The sequence below is a fragment of the Vibrio sp. 2CM40D genome, assembly GCF_023161825.1.
GTDB lineage: Bacteria > Pseudomonadota > Gammaproteobacteria > Enterobacterales > Vibrionaceae > Vibrio > Vibrio alginolyticus.
In genome coordinates this window covers 147,131-167,118 of the sequence record NZ_JALNTL010000007.1, presented here as the reverse complement: position 1 = coordinate 167,118, position 19,988 = coordinate 147,131, and the positions used below count along the sequence as shown (strand labels likewise).

General features: G+C 42.4%; 22 protein-coding genes. 16 read left to right on the top strand and 6 right to left on the bottom strand.

The window, feature by feature from the left end:
• Positions 1 to 80 precede the first annotated feature (80 nt).
• On the top strand, positions 81 to 830 hold the full coding sequence (locus MTF70_RS17265) for a tRNA-uridine aminocarboxypropyltransferase (protein WP_021033873.1): 750 nt from the start codon (positions 81 to 83) through the stop codon (positions 828 to 830).
• 175 nt (positions 831 to 1,005) lie between these two features.
• The gene (gene nagK / locus MTF70_RS17260) at positions 1,006 to 1,914 is read left to right on the top strand and encodes an N-acetylglucosamine kinase (RefSeq protein WP_005377586.1); all 909 of its coding nucleotides are present in this window, start codon (positions 1,006 to 1,008) and stop codon (positions 1,912 to 1,914) included.
• 215 nt (positions 1,915 to 2,129) lie between these two features.
• Here the strand turns inward: nagK and MTF70_RS17255 are convergent, their stop codons facing one another.
• The 6 genes from MTF70_RS17255 to MTF70_RS17230 all read right to left on the bottom strand — a co-directional run bounded on the left by MTF70_RS17255 (position 2,130) and on the right by MTF70_RS17230 (position 7,104).
• The gene (locus MTF70_RS17255) at positions 2,130 to 2,396 is read right to left on the bottom strand and encodes a DUF2960 domain-containing protein (RefSeq protein WP_005377584.1); all 267 of its coding nucleotides are present in this window, start codon (positions 2,394 to 2,396) and stop codon (positions 2,130 to 2,132) included.
• Positions 2,397 to 2,470: 74 nt separating this feature from the next.
• Positions 2,471 to 4,249, bottom strand: coding sequence for a bifunctional molybdopterin-guanine dinucleotide biosynthesis adaptor protein MobB/molybdopterin molybdotransferase MoeA (locus MTF70_RS17250; RefSeq protein ID WP_053303075.1), 1,779 nt, complete (start codon positions 4,247 to 4,249; stop codon positions 2,471 to 2,473).
• On the bottom strand, positions 4,246 to 4,833 hold the full coding sequence (gene mobA, locus MTF70_RS17245) for a molybdenum cofactor guanylyltransferase MobA (protein WP_005389527.1): 588 nt from the start codon (positions 4,831 to 4,833) through the stop codon (positions 4,246 to 4,248). The genes MTF70_RS17250 and mobA overlap by 4 nt, the downstream gene beginning before the upstream one ends.
• Entirely contained in the window at positions 4,811 to 5,530 is a 720-nt protein-coding gene (locus MTF70_RS17240) for an energy-coupling factor ABC transporter ATP-binding protein (RefSeq protein WP_025766658.1), read from the bottom strand. Before MTF70_RS17240 ends, mobA begins: the two co-directional genes overlap by 23 nt.
• 50 nt (positions 5,531 to 5,580) lie before the next feature.
• Positions 5,581 to 6,279 carry an ABC transporter permease gene (locus tag MTF70_RS17235; protein ID WP_005389524.1) on the bottom strand — a complete coding sequence of 233 codons (699 nt, stop codon included), beginning with the start codon at positions 6,277 to 6,279 and terminating at the stop codon, positions 5,581 to 5,583.
• Positions 6,280 to 6,285: 6 nt separating this feature from the next.
• The gene (locus MTF70_RS17230) at positions 6,286 to 7,104 is read right to left on the bottom strand and encodes a substrate-binding domain-containing protein (protein ID WP_005389522.1); all 819 of its coding nucleotides are present in this window, start codon (positions 7,102 to 7,104) and stop codon (positions 6,286 to 6,288) included.
• A 334-nt stretch (positions 7,105 to 7,438) separates the two neighbouring features.
• On the opposite strand from MTF70_RS17230, the gene MTF70_RS17225 reads away from it, so the two are divergent.
• The 14 genes from MTF70_RS17225 (at position 7,439) to MTF70_RS17160 (ending at position 19,953) form a co-directional block, all read left to right on the top strand.
• Positions 7,439 to 8,890 (top strand): sigma-54 dependent transcriptional regulator, encoded by a 1,452-nt coding sequence (locus tag MTF70_RS17225; protein ID WP_017820677.1) that lies wholly within the window; start codon positions 7,439 to 7,441, stop codon positions 8,888 to 8,890.
• On the top strand, positions 8,880 to 10,919 hold the full coding sequence (locus MTF70_RS17220) for a cache domain-containing protein (RefSeq protein ID WP_005377562.1): 2,040 nt from the start codon (positions 8,880 to 8,882) through the stop codon (positions 10,917 to 10,919). The genes MTF70_RS17225 and MTF70_RS17220 overlap by 11 nt, the downstream gene beginning before the upstream one ends.
• 434 nt (positions 10,920 to 11,353) lie before the next feature.
• The gene (locus MTF70_RS17215) at positions 11,354 to 12,100 is read left to right on the top strand and encodes a hypothetical protein (RefSeq protein WP_248394160.1); all 747 of its coding nucleotides are present in this window, start codon (positions 11,354 to 11,356) and stop codon (positions 12,098 to 12,100) included.
• Positions 12,101 to 12,165: 65 nt separating this feature from the next.
• The gene (locus MTF70_RS17210; protein ID WP_248394158.1) at positions 12,166 to 12,687 is read left to right on the top strand and encodes a hypothetical protein; all 522 of its coding nucleotides are present in this window, start codon (positions 12,166 to 12,168) and stop codon (positions 12,685 to 12,687) included.
• Positions 12,688 to 12,689: 2 nt separating this feature from the next.
• Positions 12,690 to 13,052, top strand: coding sequence for a hypothetical protein (locus MTF70_RS17205; protein WP_248394156.1), 363 nt, complete (start codon positions 12,690 to 12,692; stop codon positions 13,050 to 13,052).
• The gene (locus MTF70_RS17200) at positions 13,046 to 13,978 is read left to right on the top strand and encodes a hypothetical protein (RefSeq protein WP_248394155.1); all 933 of its coding nucleotides are present in this window, start codon (positions 13,046 to 13,048) and stop codon (positions 13,976 to 13,978) included. The genes MTF70_RS17205 and MTF70_RS17200 overlap by 7 nt, the downstream gene beginning before the upstream one ends.
• A gap of 73 nt (positions 13,979 to 14,051) precedes the next feature.
• Positions 14,052 to 14,291, top strand: a complete 240-nt coding sequence (locus MTF70_RS17195; RefSeq protein WP_248394153.1) for a hypothetical protein — start codon at positions 14,052 to 14,054, stop codon at positions 14,289 to 14,291.
• A gap of 278 nt (positions 14,292 to 14,569) precedes the next feature.
• A complete protein-coding gene (locus tag MTF70_RS17190; protein ID WP_238843058.1) occupies positions 14,570 to 14,728 on the top strand; it encodes a hypothetical protein in 159 nt (52 codons plus the stop codon).
• On the top strand, positions 14,728 to 14,928 hold the full coding sequence (locus MTF70_RS17185) for a hypothetical protein (protein ID WP_238843057.1): 201 nt from the start codon (positions 14,728 to 14,730) through the stop codon (positions 14,926 to 14,928). The genes MTF70_RS17190 and MTF70_RS17185 overlap by 1 nt, the downstream gene beginning before the upstream one ends.
• A 2-nt stretch (positions 14,929 to 14,930) precedes the next feature.
• Positions 14,931 to 15,872, top strand: a complete 942-nt coding sequence (locus tag MTF70_RS17180) for a BT4734/BF3469 family protein (protein ID WP_238843056.1) — start codon at positions 14,931 to 14,933, stop codon at positions 15,870 to 15,872.
• A gap of 129 nt (positions 15,873 to 16,001) precedes the next feature.
• The gene (locus MTF70_RS17175; RefSeq protein ID WP_158156391.1) at positions 16,002 to 17,894 is read left to right on the top strand and encodes a helicase C-terminal domain-containing protein; all 1,893 of its coding nucleotides are present in this window, start codon (positions 16,002 to 16,004) and stop codon (positions 17,892 to 17,894) included.
• Between the two features lie 120 nt (positions 17,895 to 18,014).
• Positions 18,015 to 18,224: a hypothetical protein gene (locus tag MTF70_RS17170; RefSeq protein ID WP_238843055.1), complete on the top strand. Its 210-nt coding sequence runs from the start codon at positions 18,015 to 18,017 to the stop codon at positions 18,222 to 18,224.
• A gap of 103 nt (positions 18,225 to 18,327) precedes the next feature.
• Positions 18,328 to 19,587 (top strand): hypothetical protein, encoded by a 1,260-nt coding sequence (locus tag MTF70_RS17165; RefSeq protein WP_248394151.1) that lies wholly within the window; start codon positions 18,328 to 18,330, stop codon positions 19,585 to 19,587.
• Positions 19,588 to 19,785: 198 nt separating this feature from the next.
• Positions 19,786 to 19,953, top strand: a complete 168-nt coding sequence (locus MTF70_RS17160; protein ID WP_238843053.1) for a hypothetical protein — start codon at positions 19,786 to 19,788, stop codon at positions 19,951 to 19,953.
• Positions 19,954 to 19,988: the final 35 nt, after the last annotated feature.

Sequence of the window (19,988 nt, the reverse complement as noted above, 5' to 3'; positions counted from 1 at the left end):
CACTGCTGATGGGCTTATCTTGAGGCGAAACCATAATATCAGTAGAATCGCGCTCTACTTTTTACTTGGCATTACTTACCATGAGAATTCACGCTTTCCACCGTTTATATCAGTACCGACAATCTATCTCAACCAAGCCTTTCAACGCGCGTGGATGTAAAGTGGTTCGTTGCCAATATTGCCAGGTTTCTGAGCAACACTGTTTGTGCGACCTTCAGCCAAACATCAAGGCCAATATTGCATGTATGTTGATTGTTTCTGAAAACGAAGTGTTTAAGCCAAGTAATACCGGTCGTCTAATCGCTGATACGATTCAAGAGACTTACGTGTATCAATGGAACCGAACAGAACCGTCTGAAGAGATGCTAGCGCTACTACAGGATGACAGTTACCAACCGGTGATTGTATTTCCTGCAGACTATGTGGATGATCCCTCTCGTTTAATTGAAGATCTAGAGCCAGGGCGATTGGTAAAAGAAGATGTCGAGAACAAAAAATGGTTGCTGATCTTTATTGATGGTAGCTGGCGTGAGGCGCGAAAGATATTCCGTCGTTCTGATTTTCTTAAATCTTTGCCTGTGCTTTCCATTGAGCCGGAATCTCTGTCTGAATACATCATGCGCCGCTCCGAGAATGAGCAGCATCTTTCAACCGCCGAAGTCGCGACATTAGTTTTAAAACAAGCTGGTGAGCCGAAAGCTGCGGAATGCCTTCAATTGTGGTTTGAAGCCTTCAGAGAAACTTACATGCTGAGCAAGACTCGAGTCAAAAACGACCCTAACCAGCCACACTTGAAACGTTTCAAAGAGTGGATGAAAACCGAGAGCTGACTCTAAGGAATGAGCTTTTGTTGATGGTATGTTGTTCAACTGGCTTCGGTGAGGGGATAAATCTGCATTCGGTCACGGTTTGCAGGCGTACAGATATGGATAATGCCATCAGTTTATACTTTTGACTCTAGCCATTTTTGAGAGTCGTTTGAAGCATTTTTTAGGAGAGAAATACATGTATTACGGCTTTGATGTCGGCGGCACTAAAATTGAATTTGGTGCATTTAACGAGAAGCTTGAGCGTGTAGCGACGGAACGTGTACCTACACCAACAGACAACTACGAGCTGCTGGTTGATACCATTGCGGAATTGGTGAACAAATACGATACAGAGTTTGGCTGCGAAGGTACGATTGGTCTTGGCCTACCAGGTATGGAAGACGCCGATGATGCAACGGTACTAACAGTTAACGTTCCTGCGGCAAAAGGCAAACCACTTCGTGCTGATCTGGAAGCTAAAATCGGTCGCAGCGTAAAAATTGAAAACGATGCAAACTGTTTCGCGCTTTCTGAAGCCTGGGACGAAGATCTTCAAGATGAACCATCTGTACTAGGTTTGATCCTTGGTACTGGTTTTGGTGGCGGCTTTATCTACGAAGGCAAAGTATTCTCTGGCCGCAACCACGTAGCGGGTGAGGTGGGTCACACACGTCTTCCTATCGACGCATGGTTCCACCTGGGCGAAAACGCACCATTACTTGGCTGTGGCTGTGGCAACAAAGGCTGTTTAGATAGTTACCTATCGGGTCGTGGTTTCGAGCTTCTTTACGCGCATTACTACGGCGAAGAGAAGAAAGCGATCGACATTATTAAAGCGCACGCAGAGGGTGAAGAGAAAGCAGTAGAGCACGTCGAGCGCTTTATGGAGCTGCTAGCAATCTGCTTTGCAAACCTGTTTACTGCAACAGACCCACACACCGTTGTACTTGGTGGAGGCTTATCTAACTTCGAATTGATTTACGAAGAGATGCCAAAACGCATCCCTAAACACTTATTGTCTGTGGCTAAGTGTCCTAAGATCATCAAAGCAAAACACGGTGATTCAGGTGGTGTACGCGGCGCTGCGTTCTTAAACATCAAGTAGCGACTGAAACCTTACTCGATACAAAGTAAGAAATTTAAAGCCCCGTTTAGACCATCAAGGTAAAACGGGGCTTTTTACTTATAATCGAAGTAACTCATATACCCAAGTAACTCATATACCTAAGTAATTTCGGTATGCTCGGGTATGGATCATGAACAAAAGTAGCATGCATAAAAACTCACGGCGAATCGTGAGTTTTCTGTTTGCAGCTAAGCTTATTTATTCTTTTTGCCTACGCCGAGGTTTTCTTTTTGAGCTAGGGTGATTTTACTAAAGCCTAATTTTCTGAAGTAGTTGTCGCGGTAGTTGCGCACTGCTTTAGTGTCAGACACTGCTTCGATTTGTTGCTCCATCTTTAGGAACTCAGTGATATCGATACCTTCGGCTTCTGCAACTGCTTCTTGAATGTTGCGGTGTTGCTGGTATGAGAACGTCAGTTCTTTGTCTTGGTCTTTGTAAGTGTAAAGAATGGTGCGAGCCATAGCTGTCTCTCTGAAAAGGTTTCGGTATTAAACAAAAAGGCCAGACTCGCTGACCTTTGAATTTCTAGTTTGAGCTAGATTCTGCCTTGAAGTGGGATAATTGTCACGCTTTCTCCCGCTTTAACTGTATCAATAGCTGGGGAGATTTCGATCAAACAGTTCGCCTCACTCATTGAACGCAAAATACCAGATCCTTGCTTGCCTGTTGTACGAACGGTTAAACGGCCAGTTGCATCCAGTTCATAGACGCCACGGCTAAACTCGGTACGACCTTGTCGAGAGCGAAGGTTTTCAGTCGCGATGGCATTCACTTTCAGAGGCTTCCAGCCTTGTTCGCCTTGCATCTTACGCAGTGCAGGCTCGACAAAGTTGATGAATGAAACCATCACGGCAACAGGGTTGCCCGGCAGACCAAAGAACGGCTTGTTGTTGATTTGACCAAACGCTAATGGACGTCCCGGACGCATGTTGATTCGCCAAAAATCTATTTGACCAAGTTTATCCAAGGCAAGTTTGATGTAATCCGCATCACCAACAGATACGCCACCAGAAGTCATAACCACGTCCGCTTGCGCCGATGCGTTTTCCAACGCTTCAATCATTAACTTTTCGTTGTCTTCCAGAATACCGAAGTCCAAGATCTCGCAGCCGAGCTTTTCAAGCATGCCCATGATGGTAAAACGGTTGGAATCGTAGATAGAATTCGCTTTTTGCTCTGTTCCCGGCGCTTGTACTTCGTCACCGGTGGAGAACACGGCAACTTTCACTTTGCGGAACACATTCGCTTCACCAAAACCAAGCGAAGCGATCATGCCCATTTCTGGAGAGGCTAGGCGAGTGCCTGCGGTAAAGACGTCACTGCCGATAGCGAGATCTTCACCTGCTTGACGAACGTTTTGGCCTGCTTTGATATTCGCACCGTTAAAGGTGACCTTGTCACCTTCTTGAGAGGCTTGCTCACGCATGACCACTGTGTCGCCGTTACGTGGTGTTGGTGCGCCAGTCATGATCTTCACCGCTTGACCAACGTCCAGAGGTTGATCGTAAGCATGGCCCGCCATCACTTCAACAACCACTTGGTAGCTATCACGGTCAACATCATCACTGCGGATGGCATAACCGTCCATCGCGGAGTTGGTGTATTGCGGCACATTTACTGGTGAAACGATATGTTCCGCAAGAACGCGGCCATAGGCGTTTTCAATCTTGCATGCTTCTATTTCCGAAACCGTGTTCACCAAAGAAAGGATTTTCTCTTGGCCTTGAACCACAGAAAGGAAAGCAGGAGAAAGTGTGTCGCAACATGCGGCTTCTTTCTCTTTGTTTTTTGGTGCTTTCGCTTCTTGAACATACTGAATAACGAACTGAGCAATCGCTTCAAGATCATTGATGTTCATTTGTGGCAGTTCAGAGTCCAACTCGCCGCCGTCTGAAGCGATAGCGATGATGTTTTCATCGTTTGGATAAAGCCAAGGCTTGCCGACTTCTTCACGGTGCAATTCGATTTTAGGAAACGCGATGTTTTTGCAGCCTTCGACCAAAACCACATCAAGCATGTCTTCATCAAAACGTGTTAATAGGAATTCAAACTCCGCTTCGGCTTCTGGCGTTTCTGTCATTAACGCAAAACGGTTGCGAGAAGCAATCAGCATTTGAGATGCGCCAGCTTTGCGTAAACGGTAGCTGTCTTTACCCGGCTTATCGACATCGAAGTTGTGGTGCGCATGTTTTAGCATGCCAATGCGTAAACCTGCTTCGGTCAGCTTTGGCAATAGGGCTTCAAGTAGCGTGGTTTTGCCTGTGCCTGAATAAGCTGCAAAACCAAGAATAGGAATGTTTAGCGTGTGTTTCATGATTCTAATTGTCCAAATTGCGCCAGTTCTTCCGGAGTGTTCAAGTTGACGAAACAGTTTGGTGAGTCGCTAAAGTCAACGTAACTGGTGTTGCACTCTTTGTAGAGCAGAATGATTTTGCGGTCGCCACGTTCTAAAAACGCGGTGAGTTTTGGCAGTACGCGCTTGTGGTAGAGCGTAAAAACAGGTTGCTGATGGTCACCATCATGCGCGACCAAAATATCGCTGTCTTCTTTGACGGCCTGGCAGAAACGCTCGACAAGGTCGGTGTTAATTTGTGGACTATCGCAAGGTACAAATCCGACCCAGTCGGTTTCAGAATGCATCAAACCCGCGTGAATACCGCCCATAGGCCCAGGGAAATCTTTGAATTGATCACTAAATACGAAACCAAATTTGCTGTACGCATCTTGGTTTCGGTTGGCATTAATTAAAATGCGTGGAGTTTGTGGAGATAAACGTTCAATAACGTGCTCGATGAGTGGCTTCTGATTTAACTCAATCAGACCTTTATCTTTTCCACCCATACGGCTGGCTTGGCCACCTGCCAAAATGACCCAACTAGTTTGTGTTGGTTGAAGCATATGCATTCTCTTGGGATGTTTCTTTTGGTATGACATACAACAGAGGAGACTCTATCAAAGTCTTGTCTTTAATCCACCACTGTTTTTTACATAAGTCGGTCAGTGCGTTGGCCTGATGGCTTGTCACCACGATACTGGAACCACGATCCAAAAGATCTTTCGCCATCACCACCAATCGTTCAATGGATTCTTGGTCTAAAGACGCACTTGGCTCATCCATCAACAAAATCGACGGTTTTAAGATCCAAGCCCTTGCCATGGCAACGCGCTGTTTTTCACCGCCGGACAACACGGAAATATGTTCGTCCGCTAAGGTTTCTAAACCTACCATGCGCAGCGCGTGAATAACTTGAGCTCGCTTATCTTTTTGCGTGTCTTGTTGATATTTCACTCCATAGACTACGTTTTCATATACAGTGCCGTCAAAAAGGTAAGGGGATTGGTGGAGATAAATCACATCGACACGACCATTGCGACGCGTCAGTCTTTTTAGCCACGTATCTTTTGGCGCAACAACATCACCAGTAGAGGGTTTGAGCAAGCCAGCAAGGATTTTGAGTAGGGTAGTTTTGCCCACACCATTGTCACCCTTGAGATAAATGGCATCATTTGGGCCGATGGCTAACTCAGGGATGTGGAAAAGCACACGCTCTTTAAAGCGCATGGATAACTGTTCGGCGGTGATTTTTATAGTCATAATTCGCCTCGACATGGGGTTAATGGTGAGTCGTTTGTTTGCTTCATGTTCTATGTTCTGAGGTAGCCTTTGCCTCTCATGCTTGATAAGAAGAAGTTTAGAGCCAACGCTAAAGATAGTAATACAATTCCTAATGCAACTCCTTGCGCAAAAGCACCTTTACTGCTTTCCATTGCGATAGCCGTGGGAATATTTCGCGTCACGCCCATAATGTTCCCACCAACCATCATTGAGCAGCCCACCTCGGTCACGATACGTGAAAACCCTGCAATGATAGCCGCAAGTAGAGGAAAGCGGGTTTCCCAAATCATCGTAGCTGCCAAGCGCGGAATGGAGACGCCCAGCGTGATGGCAGTTTCCACTGCACGACGGTCGCTAGATTGTAATGCACCATGCATCATCGATACCAAAACAGGGAAGCAGATCACCATTTGGCCGAAGATCATTGCCTTCTGAGTGAACAGCATTTGCCAGTCTCCCCAAGGGCCAGCACGCGACAGCAACATGTACAGCAACAGGCCAATCACCACGGTAGGGACCGCTTGCAGCGTATTTACGATCGACAACAAAAACCATTTACCGCGAAAGTCGGTATACGCCAGTACAAAGGACATCAAAATAGCCGGCAATACCACTAGGGATATTGCCGTGATAGAAACACTAAAGGAGACCGCAACGATCTCCCATAGGTCTGCATCAAAATTCACCAGTAAGCGAAGCGCTTCCAGTGTTGTATCAGCAAGATTCATATTGCGTTATTTGCTCTCAGCATTCGCAACAAACAGTTGTTTACCGTTTAGGCGGAAACCATTGATAAGTTCCTGTCCGCGAGGGTTTACCAACCAATCACTGAATGCCTTCGCACCTTGGTAGTTAATCGTTGGGTAACGCTCAGGGTTAACAAGAATAACTTGGTACGGGTTAAACAGTTTTTCATCGCCTTGGAACAGAATTTCTAGATCCAATTTGTTTTGGTAAGCCAGCCATGTGCCGCGATCCGTCATGGTGTAGCCTTGCATTTCAGACGCCATGTTTAGAGTTGGGCCCATACCTTGACCTACGCTACGGTAGCCACCAAAGTTCGGTTCGATTTTAGTTTGAGCCCAGAAGCCCATTTCTTTTTTGTGTGTACCAGAATCATCGCCGCGAGAGATGAACGTTGCGTTTTTGTTTGCGATCTCTTTGAATACATCTAACACGCCTTCGTCATTTTTGATTGTTGCTGGGTCAGCTTTCGGGCCTACAATCACAAAGTCGTTGTACATTAGCTTGCGAGGTAAAACGCCGTAGCCTTTCTCAACAAATGCGCCTTCAGCTTTTGGTGCATGTGTCATCACCAAATCTACGTCACCGTTTTCGCCCATTTTTAAGGCTTTACCAGTACCTGCAGCAATAACATCGACTTTGTAGCCCGTGTCTTTTTCAAATTGTGGAAGCAGGTAATCAAGTAAACCTGAATGGTAAGTACTGGTTGTGGTTGCAAGGCGAACATGTTCTCCGTCTTGAGCAGAAAACGCAGAGTAACTTACAAGCGTGATAGACGTTGCAGCCAGAGTTAGCGCAATTTTTTTCATTTTTATGTGTTCCTTTCCAATGATTCTTTGGAATCTCTCCAGGTTTTAGGGAGAAGCCTTTTTGGACGAGAGCGATTAGCGTAATACGCAAGTTGTCTTAGGGTGTTGGAATAAGCAAACATCAACATCCTGAGATCACTTAAATGCGCTCCGTATCCACCTTATAGCAAACAAGATGCCAACCTTTTACAAGCTTAAAGTGCTTGGTTTATGCACTAAATCATGGGGTTATTTGCATAAAAGTTTGCGTTGGTACAAAATGTCGCACTTTTTGTAGGGTATCTCTGTTTAAACTTGGTACACTCTGTCCCATCGAAATCCATCTGGGGTAAATATGTCTACTCAATCCCATCTTAGTACAAACCAACAATATAGCGCCTTTTCCGTACTGGTCGTCGATGATGAATTAGGCATGCAAGCCATCTTGAAAAAGGCATTGGGTAAGCTTTTTTCACATGTCGATACAGCTGGTAGCATCGAAGAAGCAGAACAACTGCGTAATTCTCGACATTATGATCTGATCTTACTGGATATTAATCTGCCAGGGCGTTCTGGAATTGAGTGGGAAGAAGCGTTTGAAGATGATGACAAACGTGCCGATGTGATTTTTATGACGGGTTATGCGGATTTAGAAATTGCCATTCGAGCGCTACAGCTCGGTGCTTCCGACTTTATCCTCAAACCATTCAACCTTGAGCAGATGTTAAAAGCGGTCAGTCGCTGTATGGATCGCCGTTTGAACGAACGCATGCAGTACGCCATGACACGCGATTACCAACGTCACAATACCTCAGAGATCATCGGCGGCTCAGAAAAAACGCGTCTGCTTAAGCAACTTATTAACCAATTTGCACCATCACGCGCTTCTGTTTTGGTGGAAGGTGAGTCGGGTACGGGTAAAGAACTAGTTGCACGAGGTATCCACCAGGCGAGTGGGAGAACGGGCCCGTTTGTGCCAATCAACTGCGGCGCGATTGCACCAGAGCTTTTAGAAAGTGAGTTGTTTGGTCATACATCGGGCGCGTTTACCGGTGCAAAAAAATCGCGTGAAGGTTTGTTCCGTGTTGCGAACGGTGGCACCTTATTTCTTGACGAAATCGGGGAGATGCCACTTGCAATGCAGGCATCATTATTACGTGTGTTAGAGCAGCGTACGATTCGCCCTGTCGGTTCAGAAAGAGAGATCAGTATTGATGTCCGTATCGTAGCGGCAACCAACCGAAACCTGCAAGAAGAGGTCAATCAAGGTAATTTCCGCAGTGACCTCTATTACCGTTTAAACGTTCTGAAAATTGAAGTGTGTCCGCTGCGAGAGCGCAAAACCGACTTATTTGAGTTGGTGCCATTTTTCAGCAATATGCTGACGCGCGAGCTCGGTATGCCTGCGCCCAAATGGGCTCACGAGGATATGGAAGCCATGAGTGAGTACGATTGGCCGGGAAACATTCGTGAGCTGAAAAACTTGATTGAGCGTTGTATCTTGCTTGGCAAACCACCTGCACACTATTGGCGAGAGCTGAATGGCGGGCATTCACTGCCTAATGTATCGATTACTGTTTCTCACTCTGCTGAGTTACCAACCTTTAGAGAAGGCAAAGAATTTACTGGCGAAGGCTATCCAAACAGCTGGACGTTAAAAGAAGTCGAGAAAGCACATATTAAACAAGTCGTTAACTTGCATGAAGGCAATAAGTCTGCTGCTGCTCGTGACTTGGGCGTAGCTCGCAAGACCTTAGAACGTAAGTACAAAGAATGGGATTCTGAGGATGAGGAATATGCCGACTAACGGCCCACAGCACAAAGGATTGTCAAAATGGACGCACCGTTTTAAAACCATGGTGCGTTATCGTTTGTTATTCTTAACCTCTGCGCCGATTTTCCTCACGTTGTTAGCTCTGATCGGCATTACCATTTATTGGTCTATTCATTACACGTGGCAAAATGCGCTGCTTGATGTCTCGGAGCGTCTTGGTGTTGCAAATAACAGCGTAACGTTGTTACAGCAAAAGCAAGCCAATTACGTGCGGGCGTTTGCCGATTCGTACGATTTCCGTATTCGCATTAATCAAGGAACGCCACAAGGTGACCTGCAAAAGTGGGTCACAGAGCAGAAGAAAAGATATGCTTTAGATTTTCTCTCTTTCCAACGCGTTAATTCCATGGAAAACAAATTCCGCTTTATGGATCTCACCAAGCGCGAATCGTTTTTTGATGTACTTAATAAAGAAGAACTCGAACGCCTCGATCCTGAACTCGCCAAACGAGCAGAAGTGCCTATTCTTGCTGATGGTGACAGGGAGGCGCGTGGGTTAGTCAGTCGAACCGTGATTCCGGTATACAGCCAAGCGAACGATTTGATCGGCTTTCTGGATGGTGGTTTGCTCCTTAACAACAGCACAGTGCTGGTGGATCAAATCCGCGATCTCATTTACTTAAGTGATAATGACCGCCTTCGCCCTGTGGGTACGTTGACGGTATTTCTCGATGATTTGCGTGTGAGCACCAACGTTCCTTTAGACAGCGATCATAGGCTAGGGCGCGCCATAGGCACTCGCGTGAGCGCGGAAGTGTATAACCAAGTACTTTCGAAGGGTGAACAGTGGGTTGATCGCGCTTATGTGTATGACGCTTGGTATATTACGGCGTATCAACCGATCAAAGACCAATACGACAACGTCATTGGTATGCTTTATACCGGTTACCTAATGTGGCCATTCGTTAAAGCCTACATGACCAACATTGCCGAAATCAGCTTGATTACGGTTATGTTATTGCTGGTTTCTGGCGTGATGGTATATCGCGGTTCTTATGATCTGTTTCGACCGATCGAACGCATTCATAAAGTGGTGAAGCAGGTCCAACAAGGTAAAGAAAAACGGATTGGCCCGTTAGGATTAGATGCCGATCATGAACTTGCGCAGTTAGCCAGACAGTTTGATGATATGTTAGACGCGCTAGAAGAGCGCAAAATTGAACTGAAAAACTCCGCAGCTCAACTTGAATGCAAAGTTCAAGAGCGTACGGCAAGCCTGAGAGAAAAAACCCAAGATCTTGAACTGCATATTCAATTGCTCAACCAAACCCGCGACAAACTCGTTGTTCATGAAAAACTGGCAGCACTGGGAGAACTCACCGCGGGGATTGCTCACGAAATTAATAACCCAACCGCCGTGATTCTTGGCAACGTAGAATTGATCCATTTTGAATTGGGTGACGATGCAAGTCGAGTACAAGAAGAAATTGATGCGATTCACGCGCAAATTGATCGTATCCGCAATATCACACGCAGTTTATTGCAATACAGTCGCCAAGGCGGTGTTCAAGATGAAATCACTTGGCAACATGTCAATCCTATCATTGATGAAAGCATCACCTTGGTTAAAACTGGCACCAAGAAACGCGACGTTGAGTTTGTGACTGACCTACAAGCGCATACGTCCGTTGAGATAAACCGTCACCACTTGCTACAAATCTTAGTTAATTTGCAAATGAACGCCATTCACGCAATGAGCGGTAAAGGAACTTTAACAGTAGTCAGTGAAGACTGGATTGAAGAGGGCGAAGTGAAAGGAGCCGCGATTCATGTTATCGATGAGGGCTGCGGTATTAAACCAGAAAACTTGAGTCGAATCTTCTCGCCATTTTACACAACGAAACGAGAAGGCACAGGGTTAGGGCTATCGGTCTCCCAAAGTATTCTCAGCCAAACGGGTGGTGAGTTAAAAGCAGAGTCTGAATGGGGAAAAGGCAGTAAATTCAGTATTTATTTACCTAAAAAAGCCGAACTGATCCTAGAGGTGACGAACATCGCTTAGTCACTTTTTTGAAGTATTAATGGAAAAAGAGCCACTGACGATAGTGGCTCTTTTTTGTATTTAATGACGCATTTATGTTTACGCTTTTGCTTCTTAGAAACCTTACAATGATTTCACTTGGAGTGAATTAATAAAAATAACACTTGCAGTATGTAGCATGAACAAGTACCGTTGCCCGGTTTTTCTAAATACACCCCAATTGCTAAGGTAAAGGTTTTGATCTCCACAGCGAATATTACTGTATAGTTTTAAGATAGCATATCACAAATAATAAAATAAAAAACAATGTCAAAACAAAGCATTAGATTTATCTTAATTTTGTGATGTTCCTGAACCATTATCACAAAACCATTGTTATTCCTCTGTAAATTTTCTTATTATCACGACAATCGATTGTTATCGATAGTTGGCTTAATAACACACAAGGGAAGCAAATGAATTACCAACCACACGAGGCATACGAAGAAGCTCTATCTGAACTAGAAAAAACAGATATCGATTACTCGGACGATATCTTCAACAATAATAACGAAGAAATCACAGCAGCGTTTCAGAAGGCGCTCAAAGACACTTACGGTATTGATGCTGTAATACACAATGGGTTTGTGTTTCTGACTGCAATAGATGCTGTTAAAGATTCTGAGTTCGGTAACGTATACGGGTGTTTGTTCGATGAGCTAATTGATATTAGCAACGTGATAACAAGTCGTCTTGACGAACAAGAAGAAGACAATACAGACTTCATTCAACGTGAATTCGATATATCAAGACTAACAAGTCGCATTTTGAACGCTATCGATGAACAGTACGACCTTGACTATAACCCTGAATTCGACCTTTTCTCTTACACTCATAAAGAGGGAGTGAGCGATCACGATGTATCGGATATTGTAAAATGCCTCGAACACGAGATGCCTGAAGCGTTCGAGCGACTTGACCGCGACTACATTGTTTCAAAAATTGAATCGTTCGTTAATGAGAAGATTGAACTAGCAGAAACTGTTCTTGAAGGTAAGCGCGAGGCTGTGATTGAACAATGTCGCGAACTTGGTATTACTAAAGAAATCTTTGAGCAGATGATCGCTGACAAAGCGACTGATAATGGTGACGGAATGCAAATGTTCCGCGACGCTGGCGCATCTGAAGAAGAAATCGCGCAAATGGTAGCGAACAACAAGTAATCCACGCAATATCACGCAAGCAGCCTTCGGGCTGCTTTTTCAGGTTTGAACAGAAGAGATGCCAAATGGAAGCAAAAGAAGAGAGCAAACAGTCTGATTTGAGCGTATTAGAACAACTTGAACACCTAGAAGACGTTCTTCAAGACACACAGGAAAAGATCGATTCGTTACTGAAGCAAGCGCAAGACGATGTATTAAAACAGTTCAAAATCGATGCTGAGAAATGTCGAATTACAAACGATCAGATAGCTGAAGCGTTCGGCATTCGAATCGCTAAAGAGAATCAAGTTACAGAACTGAACCCAGAAACACCAAAACAGCCACAAGACCCGAAGTTATATTACGAAGGTCATATCTTGAGAACAATTAACGCAAATACGCTCAAGAAAGAGCCGTGGCGTGATCTGTACTTGTCGGGTGAGATCAACAAGTACCGCGTCGCTTACGCTAAGTTTCTTGGTGGCCGAAAAGGTATCGATGAAAAATGGGATATTGTTTACAAAGACTCAAAAGAGCCGAAACCTGATTGGGCGATAGGCGAAGAGAACAACGTAAACGAGTTAGTTTTGAACAAGTACAAGGTATAGACATGCTGATCACTAGTAAATTAGCCGATTTTATTATCGCACATGACGTACAAAACTTTGATGTACGTGGCAATACGCTCATTATTGATAACACGTATTTGAGTGACGATTACGCAACAATAAACATCGAAGTAGAATTTCACGGCGAGATAGGTATGCCAGATGGACACTACGTACTGCCTGACTTTCCAGATTTAGTGAAGCTTCTAATGGGTAAAAACTTTCGCTTATCGAGTCACAAGCAAGTCTTCACCCCATGCTTAGGCAAAGTCGATGCTGAGAATAATGTGATCAAATACGAAACAGAACACGGCATATTTACGCAAGAATACTTGTTCAGGGAATTTGAGGAAGAACAGTGCTGATAACAGAAGAACTAGCGAAAGTTGTTTGTAAGCATAAATTTGAATACTTCATAGCCAACGACGGATATCTACAATTCTACAAGAGACCTTCACGTCAACGAGTAAACGACAGTAGCATTCTGTTCACTCTAAAAGTTTATTACGAACACGGCTTAGAGCACGGCGAGTATGTAATCAATGAGTTTGATAGTGTTTGTAAGCAAATTCTTGGTCTTGGCTTCGGTAAACGTTCACGTCATAGACGAACTCAAGCACAGGGTAGGTTTGTCGAACAAGATCAAGCGATCTATTTCGATATCGATGAAAATACTTACAAAGTCAATTGCAAGCTCTGGGAGCGCGGTGATGTCCTTAATTACGGCTATAATATTCCGAAAGATGCTGACGATGATTACATTTGTGAGATAACAAAAGATGATCTCAAAATGGCACGAAAGATGCGCGGTAGTCTATGTGCTAATGATCAACGAGTTTATCTGAAATCGGTCAAATTAACGAAACCTAAACGAGAACACAGCAAACAAGTTGTAATCAAAGGTGGGACATTAGATCTATTAGTCGATGGGGTAGAAGAAACGCATACGTTCAAAACAGACATCAAAGCGACTGACGAACTAATCAAGACGATTTACAGTTCCATGCTTGAAGTTGAGCAAGAACTATGTGAAATCGATAGCTACGTTGAATTCGAAGTTGATCCTACTGACTTAGTACCAAGCGATTACACCGTACACGTTGGACGTACAAAAGATGCAGGCGATAATGTAGCTTGTGTGTATTTTTCAAATGGTATCTATGAATACCAGAAATCTTTATCACAAGACCATTATGAGCGCGTATCACGAAAACTGAACCCAGTTGAAGATAAAAGCGGGCTACTTGCTTTTGCTAGTAACGACTCAGACGAAGAAACGACAGCCCCTTAAACGGGGCTTTATTATCGAACTGTACAAATATACAGCATTTGTTATCATGGCAATATCACAAGAGGTATTGACTATGAAATCACGTGAGCACACCAGATCTAAGCAAATCAAAGCCGAAGTAGTTGAAATGACATGCGAGCAATGCGAACGCGGTGTCTTTCGTTATGACGATTCTAGGGAAGTGCTATCACCGTATCAAACCAAGCAATACCCGCACAAATGCTCTAGATGTGGCTATGAAGTCTATATCTCGATTCAGTACCCGATCATTAAGTTTGGCAACGAAACATGGGTACTCGCGAAGAACGCCTAACGAACATCCAACACGTCTACATTGTGTTTAATATTCTCACAATACCTCTTATTCTAATCCTGTCCCGTCATCACCGTTAATAATCAAAATATTTTAAATTTTTATTTCTTTCTATTTCAGTAAGTTACGACTATTTGCGTCTGTTTGATTGTTTTTTGAGCAGAAAACTAGTCAATCGTCGAAACAGCTTCTCTAAATACAAGTGTAAGAACAAAAACGAAGCGCATTCAGCGCATTTTTTAAATCACTTGATTAGTCATACGACAAGAGAGAAACCAATGAAATTATCAGACGAAATGAAGCAAGCAATCATCCAAAAGAAGAAAGAAAACAAATACATCCCAGCGACTGCAATCATCAAAGAACTTGAGCTAACAGTATGCAGACAACGCATTCAGCAAATTCTTAAACAAGCGGAAAACGAAGGGAAACTGTAATGACTAAGAAGCAAATCGAACGCTTAGAAATTGTGGCTTGTTTTCGTCTTGGAATGCCAATCGAGGAAATCATGTTCCGGTACATGCTGAAGTCAGAAAAGCAGATTTTTAAGTATCACAACAACATGTCAACTGACGCAGTAACGCTAACCATGATGCATAGCATCGAACAATCAATCGTAGAGAAAGGCTGGGTATAAAAATGAAAGTGACTCTTTTCAATTCAAACGTGGATACGAATCCCAAACACGTAGAGCTATCGAAAGTGGTAGCTCTTTTAAAAACTGAGTTCATGCGTACACGAGTGAACACACTTCGCGAACTCCCTAACGGGTTCGTGAGAAACAACTATAAGAAAACAAACTTACCGACATTCTGCTTTTACGGCGTATACGAGAACGGCAGAAAAATCGATGATTTGCGCGAATCAACAGGAATCATGTTGTTCGACTTCGACGACATCAAATCTGAAGAATACAGCGCAGAGCTGGTGGAGAGAATCAAATCAAAACTAGGTAACAAACTACTGCTTAGTTTCGTATCACCGAACTACGGTGTGAAGTTCGCGATAAAGACTGACTTGAAAACGAAAGACAACACAGAATACCGATTTAAATACGAGAAGTTCAGAAAGCTGTTTGAAAAGCTTCTAGATATCACACTAGACGACAACACTTCGAACTCAAATCGATTATGTAATCTGTCATACGATTCGAATGCTTATTACAACGAAGACGCAGACACGATTGCTATCAGTTCACGAATTCACGACGAATGGCTTGAACTTAAAAAGAAAGAAGACGAAGAGCGTGCTGAAGCTCAGAAGATGTACGACAAGTACAGCGATTCGATAAACGAACATAAGAAAGACATAGCAATCAATAAAGCAATTTTAGACTTCAGACGTAATCACGACAGAAAAGGCGAGCGTCATCGTGGATTGTTCATCTTGGGTATGGAGTTGTTCAAATCTGGGTGCAACGCATTCGAAGTCGAACGATGGTTCAAGAGTCTTGGCAGTTCATTCACTGAATCATGTGCTCGACGTTCAGCTATAGATATCGAGCAAACTTGGATCAAGAACGGCAGACCGTTGAGCAAGTTTGTTCTGAATCGTCACAACCCACTTGGAGAATTCTTATGAGAGAGAAGACAGCAAGAATCAAAGTACCAGAGTCTGTAATCGCGAATCTATACGAGAGCAAGCCAGACAATGAATCAATCACTACCTACGTTATCAAAATTTTAATTAAAGAAGCTGAGAAGGGCTCGAATGGAAAAAGTAACAATAAAACTAGATTCGAATAACGAACAACGTCGCTTTCTGTCGCACGTAGCAAATGAACTACCAACATCAAACGGCATTCACCTAATTCGAGCGCATATGGGAGTCGGGAAAACATTCTTCCAATCACATGCAAGTGATACTCATGGCGACTTAGTGATATTCAGCATGAAGTCCATCAAACGACAACAAGAATTCGACGCTTCTAACGCTGGTCACAACTTGATTACTGAGCAACTTGAACACTTTGTCGAGAAAGACTTAGAAGAGCTTAAACGCACGTACAGCCGCATTCACGTTGACGAAGTTCATCTGATTTACGATGCAGGGTATCGCGCTGAAACTATCGACGGTCTATACAAGAAAATCGTTGAATTATCGAAATTTATGCCAGTGTACTGCTATAGCGGTACATTCAAAATGAATCTATCTCCGTTTGATTTCGATACCGTTGTTGAAATCGAGAAACAAGTACCAAAAAAAGAACTACGTGTATTCATGCCTGAAGCGTCACGTGAAGAAGGTTCATACAACGGTATTAGTGCTCGTATGTTAGCTGACATTATTCAAGAAGATTTGGACAAGCCTGTGCTGTTCTTCAATAACAATCACAAGACGAATACCAATATCGCTGAATATCTGCGTAAAAACGGTGTGACGTGCGAAGTCGTGAACTCGGCTTCAGTTAAAGACAAAAACAGTAAATTTTCTGAACTGGCTAATACATCAATGATTGCATCAATGGACGTACAAGTTGTACTTACAACGTGTGCGCTAGAAGAAGGTATCAACATCAATGATGCAGTTCGTATCGTTTGTGTCCAAGATGCACCAGAAAAGATTTCGCAACAGTTCGGTAGATGTCGTAACCCTGAACTTGGTTCGTTCGATTTGGTCGTGGGGCAGGGTGAGAACGCACTAACTGACGAATACGTTAATTCGATAGTTGCTGATTGTCACGGTGAAGAGTTCAACTCAGCCGTGATTCGTGAAAGATGGGGTATCCCGCAGGTCACTAATCTGATCACTAACGAACGTCATCGCGAAGCAGTGTACAAGCGCTGTATTGAAATCACTCTGTGTAAAAAGACTGGTTACGGTATGCACGTACTTGATGAAGTAAAGCGAGTGGGTAACTTTGAAATCTCAGATATATTTGAAGCACCGAAAGGTGAGTCTTTGCGTCAAGTCGGTATCACGAAAGCCATTTTGCTAGACGTATTCCGTGAGTACCACGAGAACATCGGTAAGTTCATCGAGAAGTACGAGAACATTGTGAAAGAAATCAAACGTCGAGCTAAGTGCTTGCGAGTACATGCTGAAGTAGCTGTCTCAAAAATGGATGCATTCATCGAGCGGTGGGATTTACTTAATCTGAACATCGGTTGGGATACAGCGTACCAACACTTGACCAAATCAACATTACTTTGGATCGAGTGTATGACTAAGCAAGAGTTAATCGATTTGGCATCACACGTTAAGAAATACGCTAACGCACTAAAAAAGGCGTTCGATAACGGCGTAGTATTGACTAAGGAACAGTTCATTGATTCGTCTCGCAGCTTCTTAGATGAATTCATCACTGTACGTGAACATATGAGCGAAATTGCTAACGAAACTGATGCTTCGATTTTGCGTATGTTCAAGATGTTAACCAATGCGAAAGAGATAAACGAAACGATGTCGTTCAGCGACAAGCAATGGTGGGATGATGTACTCGGTGATGCAAAATCTAGAAAGACATACAGTAGACACAAATCGTTTATCGAAGAAACTATATCAATCGATGAATTCCACGAAAAAACACAACTGACTCGTTCTGAAACGGCTCAGATGAAGAAGAAAGACATCAAAGCAAAACTCGCTGAAGTCACTTGGTAATCAACCAATCATCAAAAAATGTCACGGTCTAATAATATTTCTCCGGTTTTAACTATAAGTAATAACGGGGGAAAAATTATTGAACCGTGACATTTTTCAAAACTACGATAGGTAATCAAAATGGAAGTAACAACAAAACAAGATGAACTATGCATCGTGAGTGATGCTGAAACGATGCTAACAAGCGTTTTTTACGACGACCAATACATGTTCAGCTTTGAAGCAGAATACACGTCAGAACTTCATAGAGAGCTAGTATCATGCCTCGATGAACGCGACGTTGAAGAATCATTGTGGCAAGTTTATTACGCATGCATTGAAAAAAACTAGCATTATGGTTGCATAAAATGACATTTTTAATATGAAGTTGAGTGAACAATTTGTTGATGAGGTATAGTATATTAAATGATATAAATTAGTTATGGGGTGGGGTTTGGATATTAACGATTTTAAGCATGCTTTTTTTAATCAAGAATCATTAGACTTTTTTTCTAACGATTACCCAGAACAGATTAAATGTGTTTTTTCAGTAGATTCCAATCATATTAAGGTAATGTCAGAGTTAGATAGGGCATCAAACATATGTAGTAATAGAGGTACTGTTGAGCTCTTTCATGATTCAGAGTTATTTGAAGCGAAAATTACGATATCAATAATTAAGCACAATTTTTTAAGTTTCGAAGGTAGTGTGAGAGAGGTAGTGTTCGACTCTAAAAAACATAAGCCAGTAAACAAAATAATATACCTAATCGCAGGAACAGAATCTTATTTTATACACAATAATTTTTCATGGAAACGAACTTATAAACTAAAATCAAAATCATATACTATCAATTACTCATTCATACTCAATAGAATATGTGCGCAAATTGATGAAGGTATAATGTCTGATGAAGATGAGTTCAATGAGATCTCCAATAACATAGATAATGAAGTATTTGTGATTTGTCAGTCATATAGCTTTTGTCGTAGTTCTAAAGTTGAATGGGTAGAAAAAGCCTTTTATTCAGATAAAGACAACAAGCTTTATCATTACATTAGTTCAAATGCTCCATCAAAGTTTTATAATATGATTAACCCTATGCGGAGTGACAATAAACTATGGAATAATTTCATTCAACACGTTACAACTAAAAATATAACTAAAGAGCAGCTATTAGATAAACAAGTTTTTCAAGCTATTAATAATATAATATGGAATGGAACTATAAATGAATGGACTTTAATTGCTCACGCTGCGGCACTAGAAAGTTTATGTAAAAATACTGAATTTTCAGTAATAGAGACTAAGGAATATAAGAGAGTAAGGAGGTTTCTGCTGAACAACCTTAGTGAAAATCTCAATAAATTTAATATATCTGAAGACTGCTTTAATACGATAAAACAGAATATATGTAATAATGATCGGACTCTAAATGGCTACCCCACGAAATGGTATATCAAGCAGGAATTAGAGAGAAATGGATTAGAGAAATATAGCTGTGAAAACTTGTCAAAAATTTCGAAAGCTATAGGTATGAGAAATGTAATAGTACATGAAGGTTGGTCGGATGATTGGGACTCAGATATATATGAGTATATAAAAATATTACGTGATACGATTTGCTTAATAATATTCTCTTTTTACGATTACAGTGGAGAGTTTTACTTATTAAATGATAATGATCCGGTTAGCCTTTCGGACTATCATTAATTAGTTTAAAGTCTAAAAATCATGATTTCAACTACTATAAATACAAGTACGAATCGAAAAGAGTCATTTTATTCGTTCCTTAATGTTTTTATGCGCCTCAGCGTCGAAAGTAGCTATTCGACGTGACGAGTTTTCCTTTCCTTTTTTTCTCGACGAGGCGCGTTCTTTTCTAAAAGGGATTAAAGAAGGATAATCAATATGAAGAGTTTTAAAAACGTAGCAGCGTTAGTGCTGTTAGGTATCGCTATATCATTCACATCTGTATGCGTAACTAAAGCATTCGTTTCAATAGACCAGCACGAACAGACAATCGAATTAATTAAAGAAAATACCGCTGAATTGAAAAAGATGTCAGAGCGTAAATAAACGCAAGATTTTTAACGTCATAATTAAAGAGTCGA

Excerpts from the sequence above, each read along its gene's own strand:
- MTF70_RS17265 (WP_021033873.1), top strand. The coding sequence starts at position 81 with ATGAGAATTCACGCTTTCCACCGTTTATATCAGTACCGACAATCTATC.
- nagK (WP_005377586.1), top strand. The coding sequence starts at position 1,006 with ATGTATTACGGCTTTGATGTCGGCGGCACTAAAATTGAATTTGGTGCA.
- MTF70_RS17255 (WP_005377584.1), bottom strand. The coding sequence starts at position 2,396 with ATGGCTCGCACCATTCTTTACACTTACAAAGACCAAGACAAAGAACTG.
- MTF70_RS17250 (WP_053303075.1), bottom strand. The coding sequence starts at position 4,249 with ATGAAACACACGCTAAACATTCCTATTCTTGGTTTTGCAGCTTATTCA.
- mobA (WP_005389527.1), bottom strand. The coding sequence starts at position 4,833 with ATGCTTCAACCAACACAAACTAGTTGGGTCATTTTGGCAGGTGGCCAA.
- MTF70_RS17240 (WP_025766658.1), bottom strand. The coding sequence starts at position 5,530 with ATGACTATAAAAATCACCGCCGAACAGTTATCCATGCGCTTTAAAGAG.
- MTF70_RS17235 (WP_005389524.1), bottom strand. The coding sequence starts at position 6,279 with ATGAATCTTGCTGATACAACACTGGAAGCGCTTCGCTTACTGGTGAAT.
- MTF70_RS17230 (WP_005389522.1), bottom strand. The coding sequence starts at position 7,104 with ATGAAAAAAATTGCGCTAACTCTGGCTGCAACGTCTATCACGCTTGTA.
- MTF70_RS17225 (WP_017820677.1), top strand. The coding sequence starts at position 7,439 with ATGTCTACTCAATCCCATCTTAGTACAAACCAACAATATAGCGCCTTT.
- MTF70_RS17220 (WP_005377562.1), top strand. The coding sequence starts at position 8,880 with ATGCCGACTAACGGCCCACAGCACAAAGGATTGTCAAAATGGACGCAC.
- MTF70_RS17215 (WP_248394160.1), top strand. The coding sequence starts at position 11,354 with ATGAATTACCAACCACACGAGGCATACGAAGAAGCTCTATCTGAACTA.
- MTF70_RS17210 (WP_248394158.1), top strand. The coding sequence starts at position 12,166 with ATGGAAGCAAAAGAAGAGAGCAAACAGTCTGATTTGAGCGTATTAGAA.
- MTF70_RS17205 (WP_248394156.1), top strand. The coding sequence starts at position 12,690 with ATGCTGATCACTAGTAAATTAGCCGATTTTATTATCGCACATGACGTA.
- MTF70_RS17195 (WP_248394153.1), top strand. The coding sequence starts at position 14,052 with ATGAAATCACGTGAGCACACCAGATCTAAGCAAATCAAAGCCGAAGTA.
- MTF70_RS17190 (WP_238843058.1), top strand. The coding sequence starts at position 14,570 with ATGAAATTATCAGACGAAATGAAGCAAGCAATCATCCAAAAGAAGAAA.
- MTF70_RS17185 (WP_238843057.1), top strand. The coding sequence starts at position 14,728 with ATGACTAAGAAGCAAATCGAACGCTTAGAAATTGTGGCTTGTTTTCGT.
- MTF70_RS17180 (WP_238843056.1), top strand. The coding sequence starts at position 14,931 with ATGAAAGTGACTCTTTTCAATTCAAACGTGGATACGAATCCCAAACAC.
- MTF70_RS17175 (WP_158156391.1), top strand. The coding sequence starts at position 16,002 with ATGGAAAAAGTAACAATAAAACTAGATTCGAATAACGAACAACGTCGC.
- MTF70_RS17170 (WP_238843055.1), top strand. The coding sequence starts at position 18,015 with ATGGAAGTAACAACAAAACAAGATGAACTATGCATCGTGAGTGATGCT.
- MTF70_RS17160 (WP_238843053.1), top strand. The coding sequence starts at position 19,786 with ATGAAGAGTTTTAAAAACGTAGCAGCGTTAGTGCTGTTAGGTATCGCT.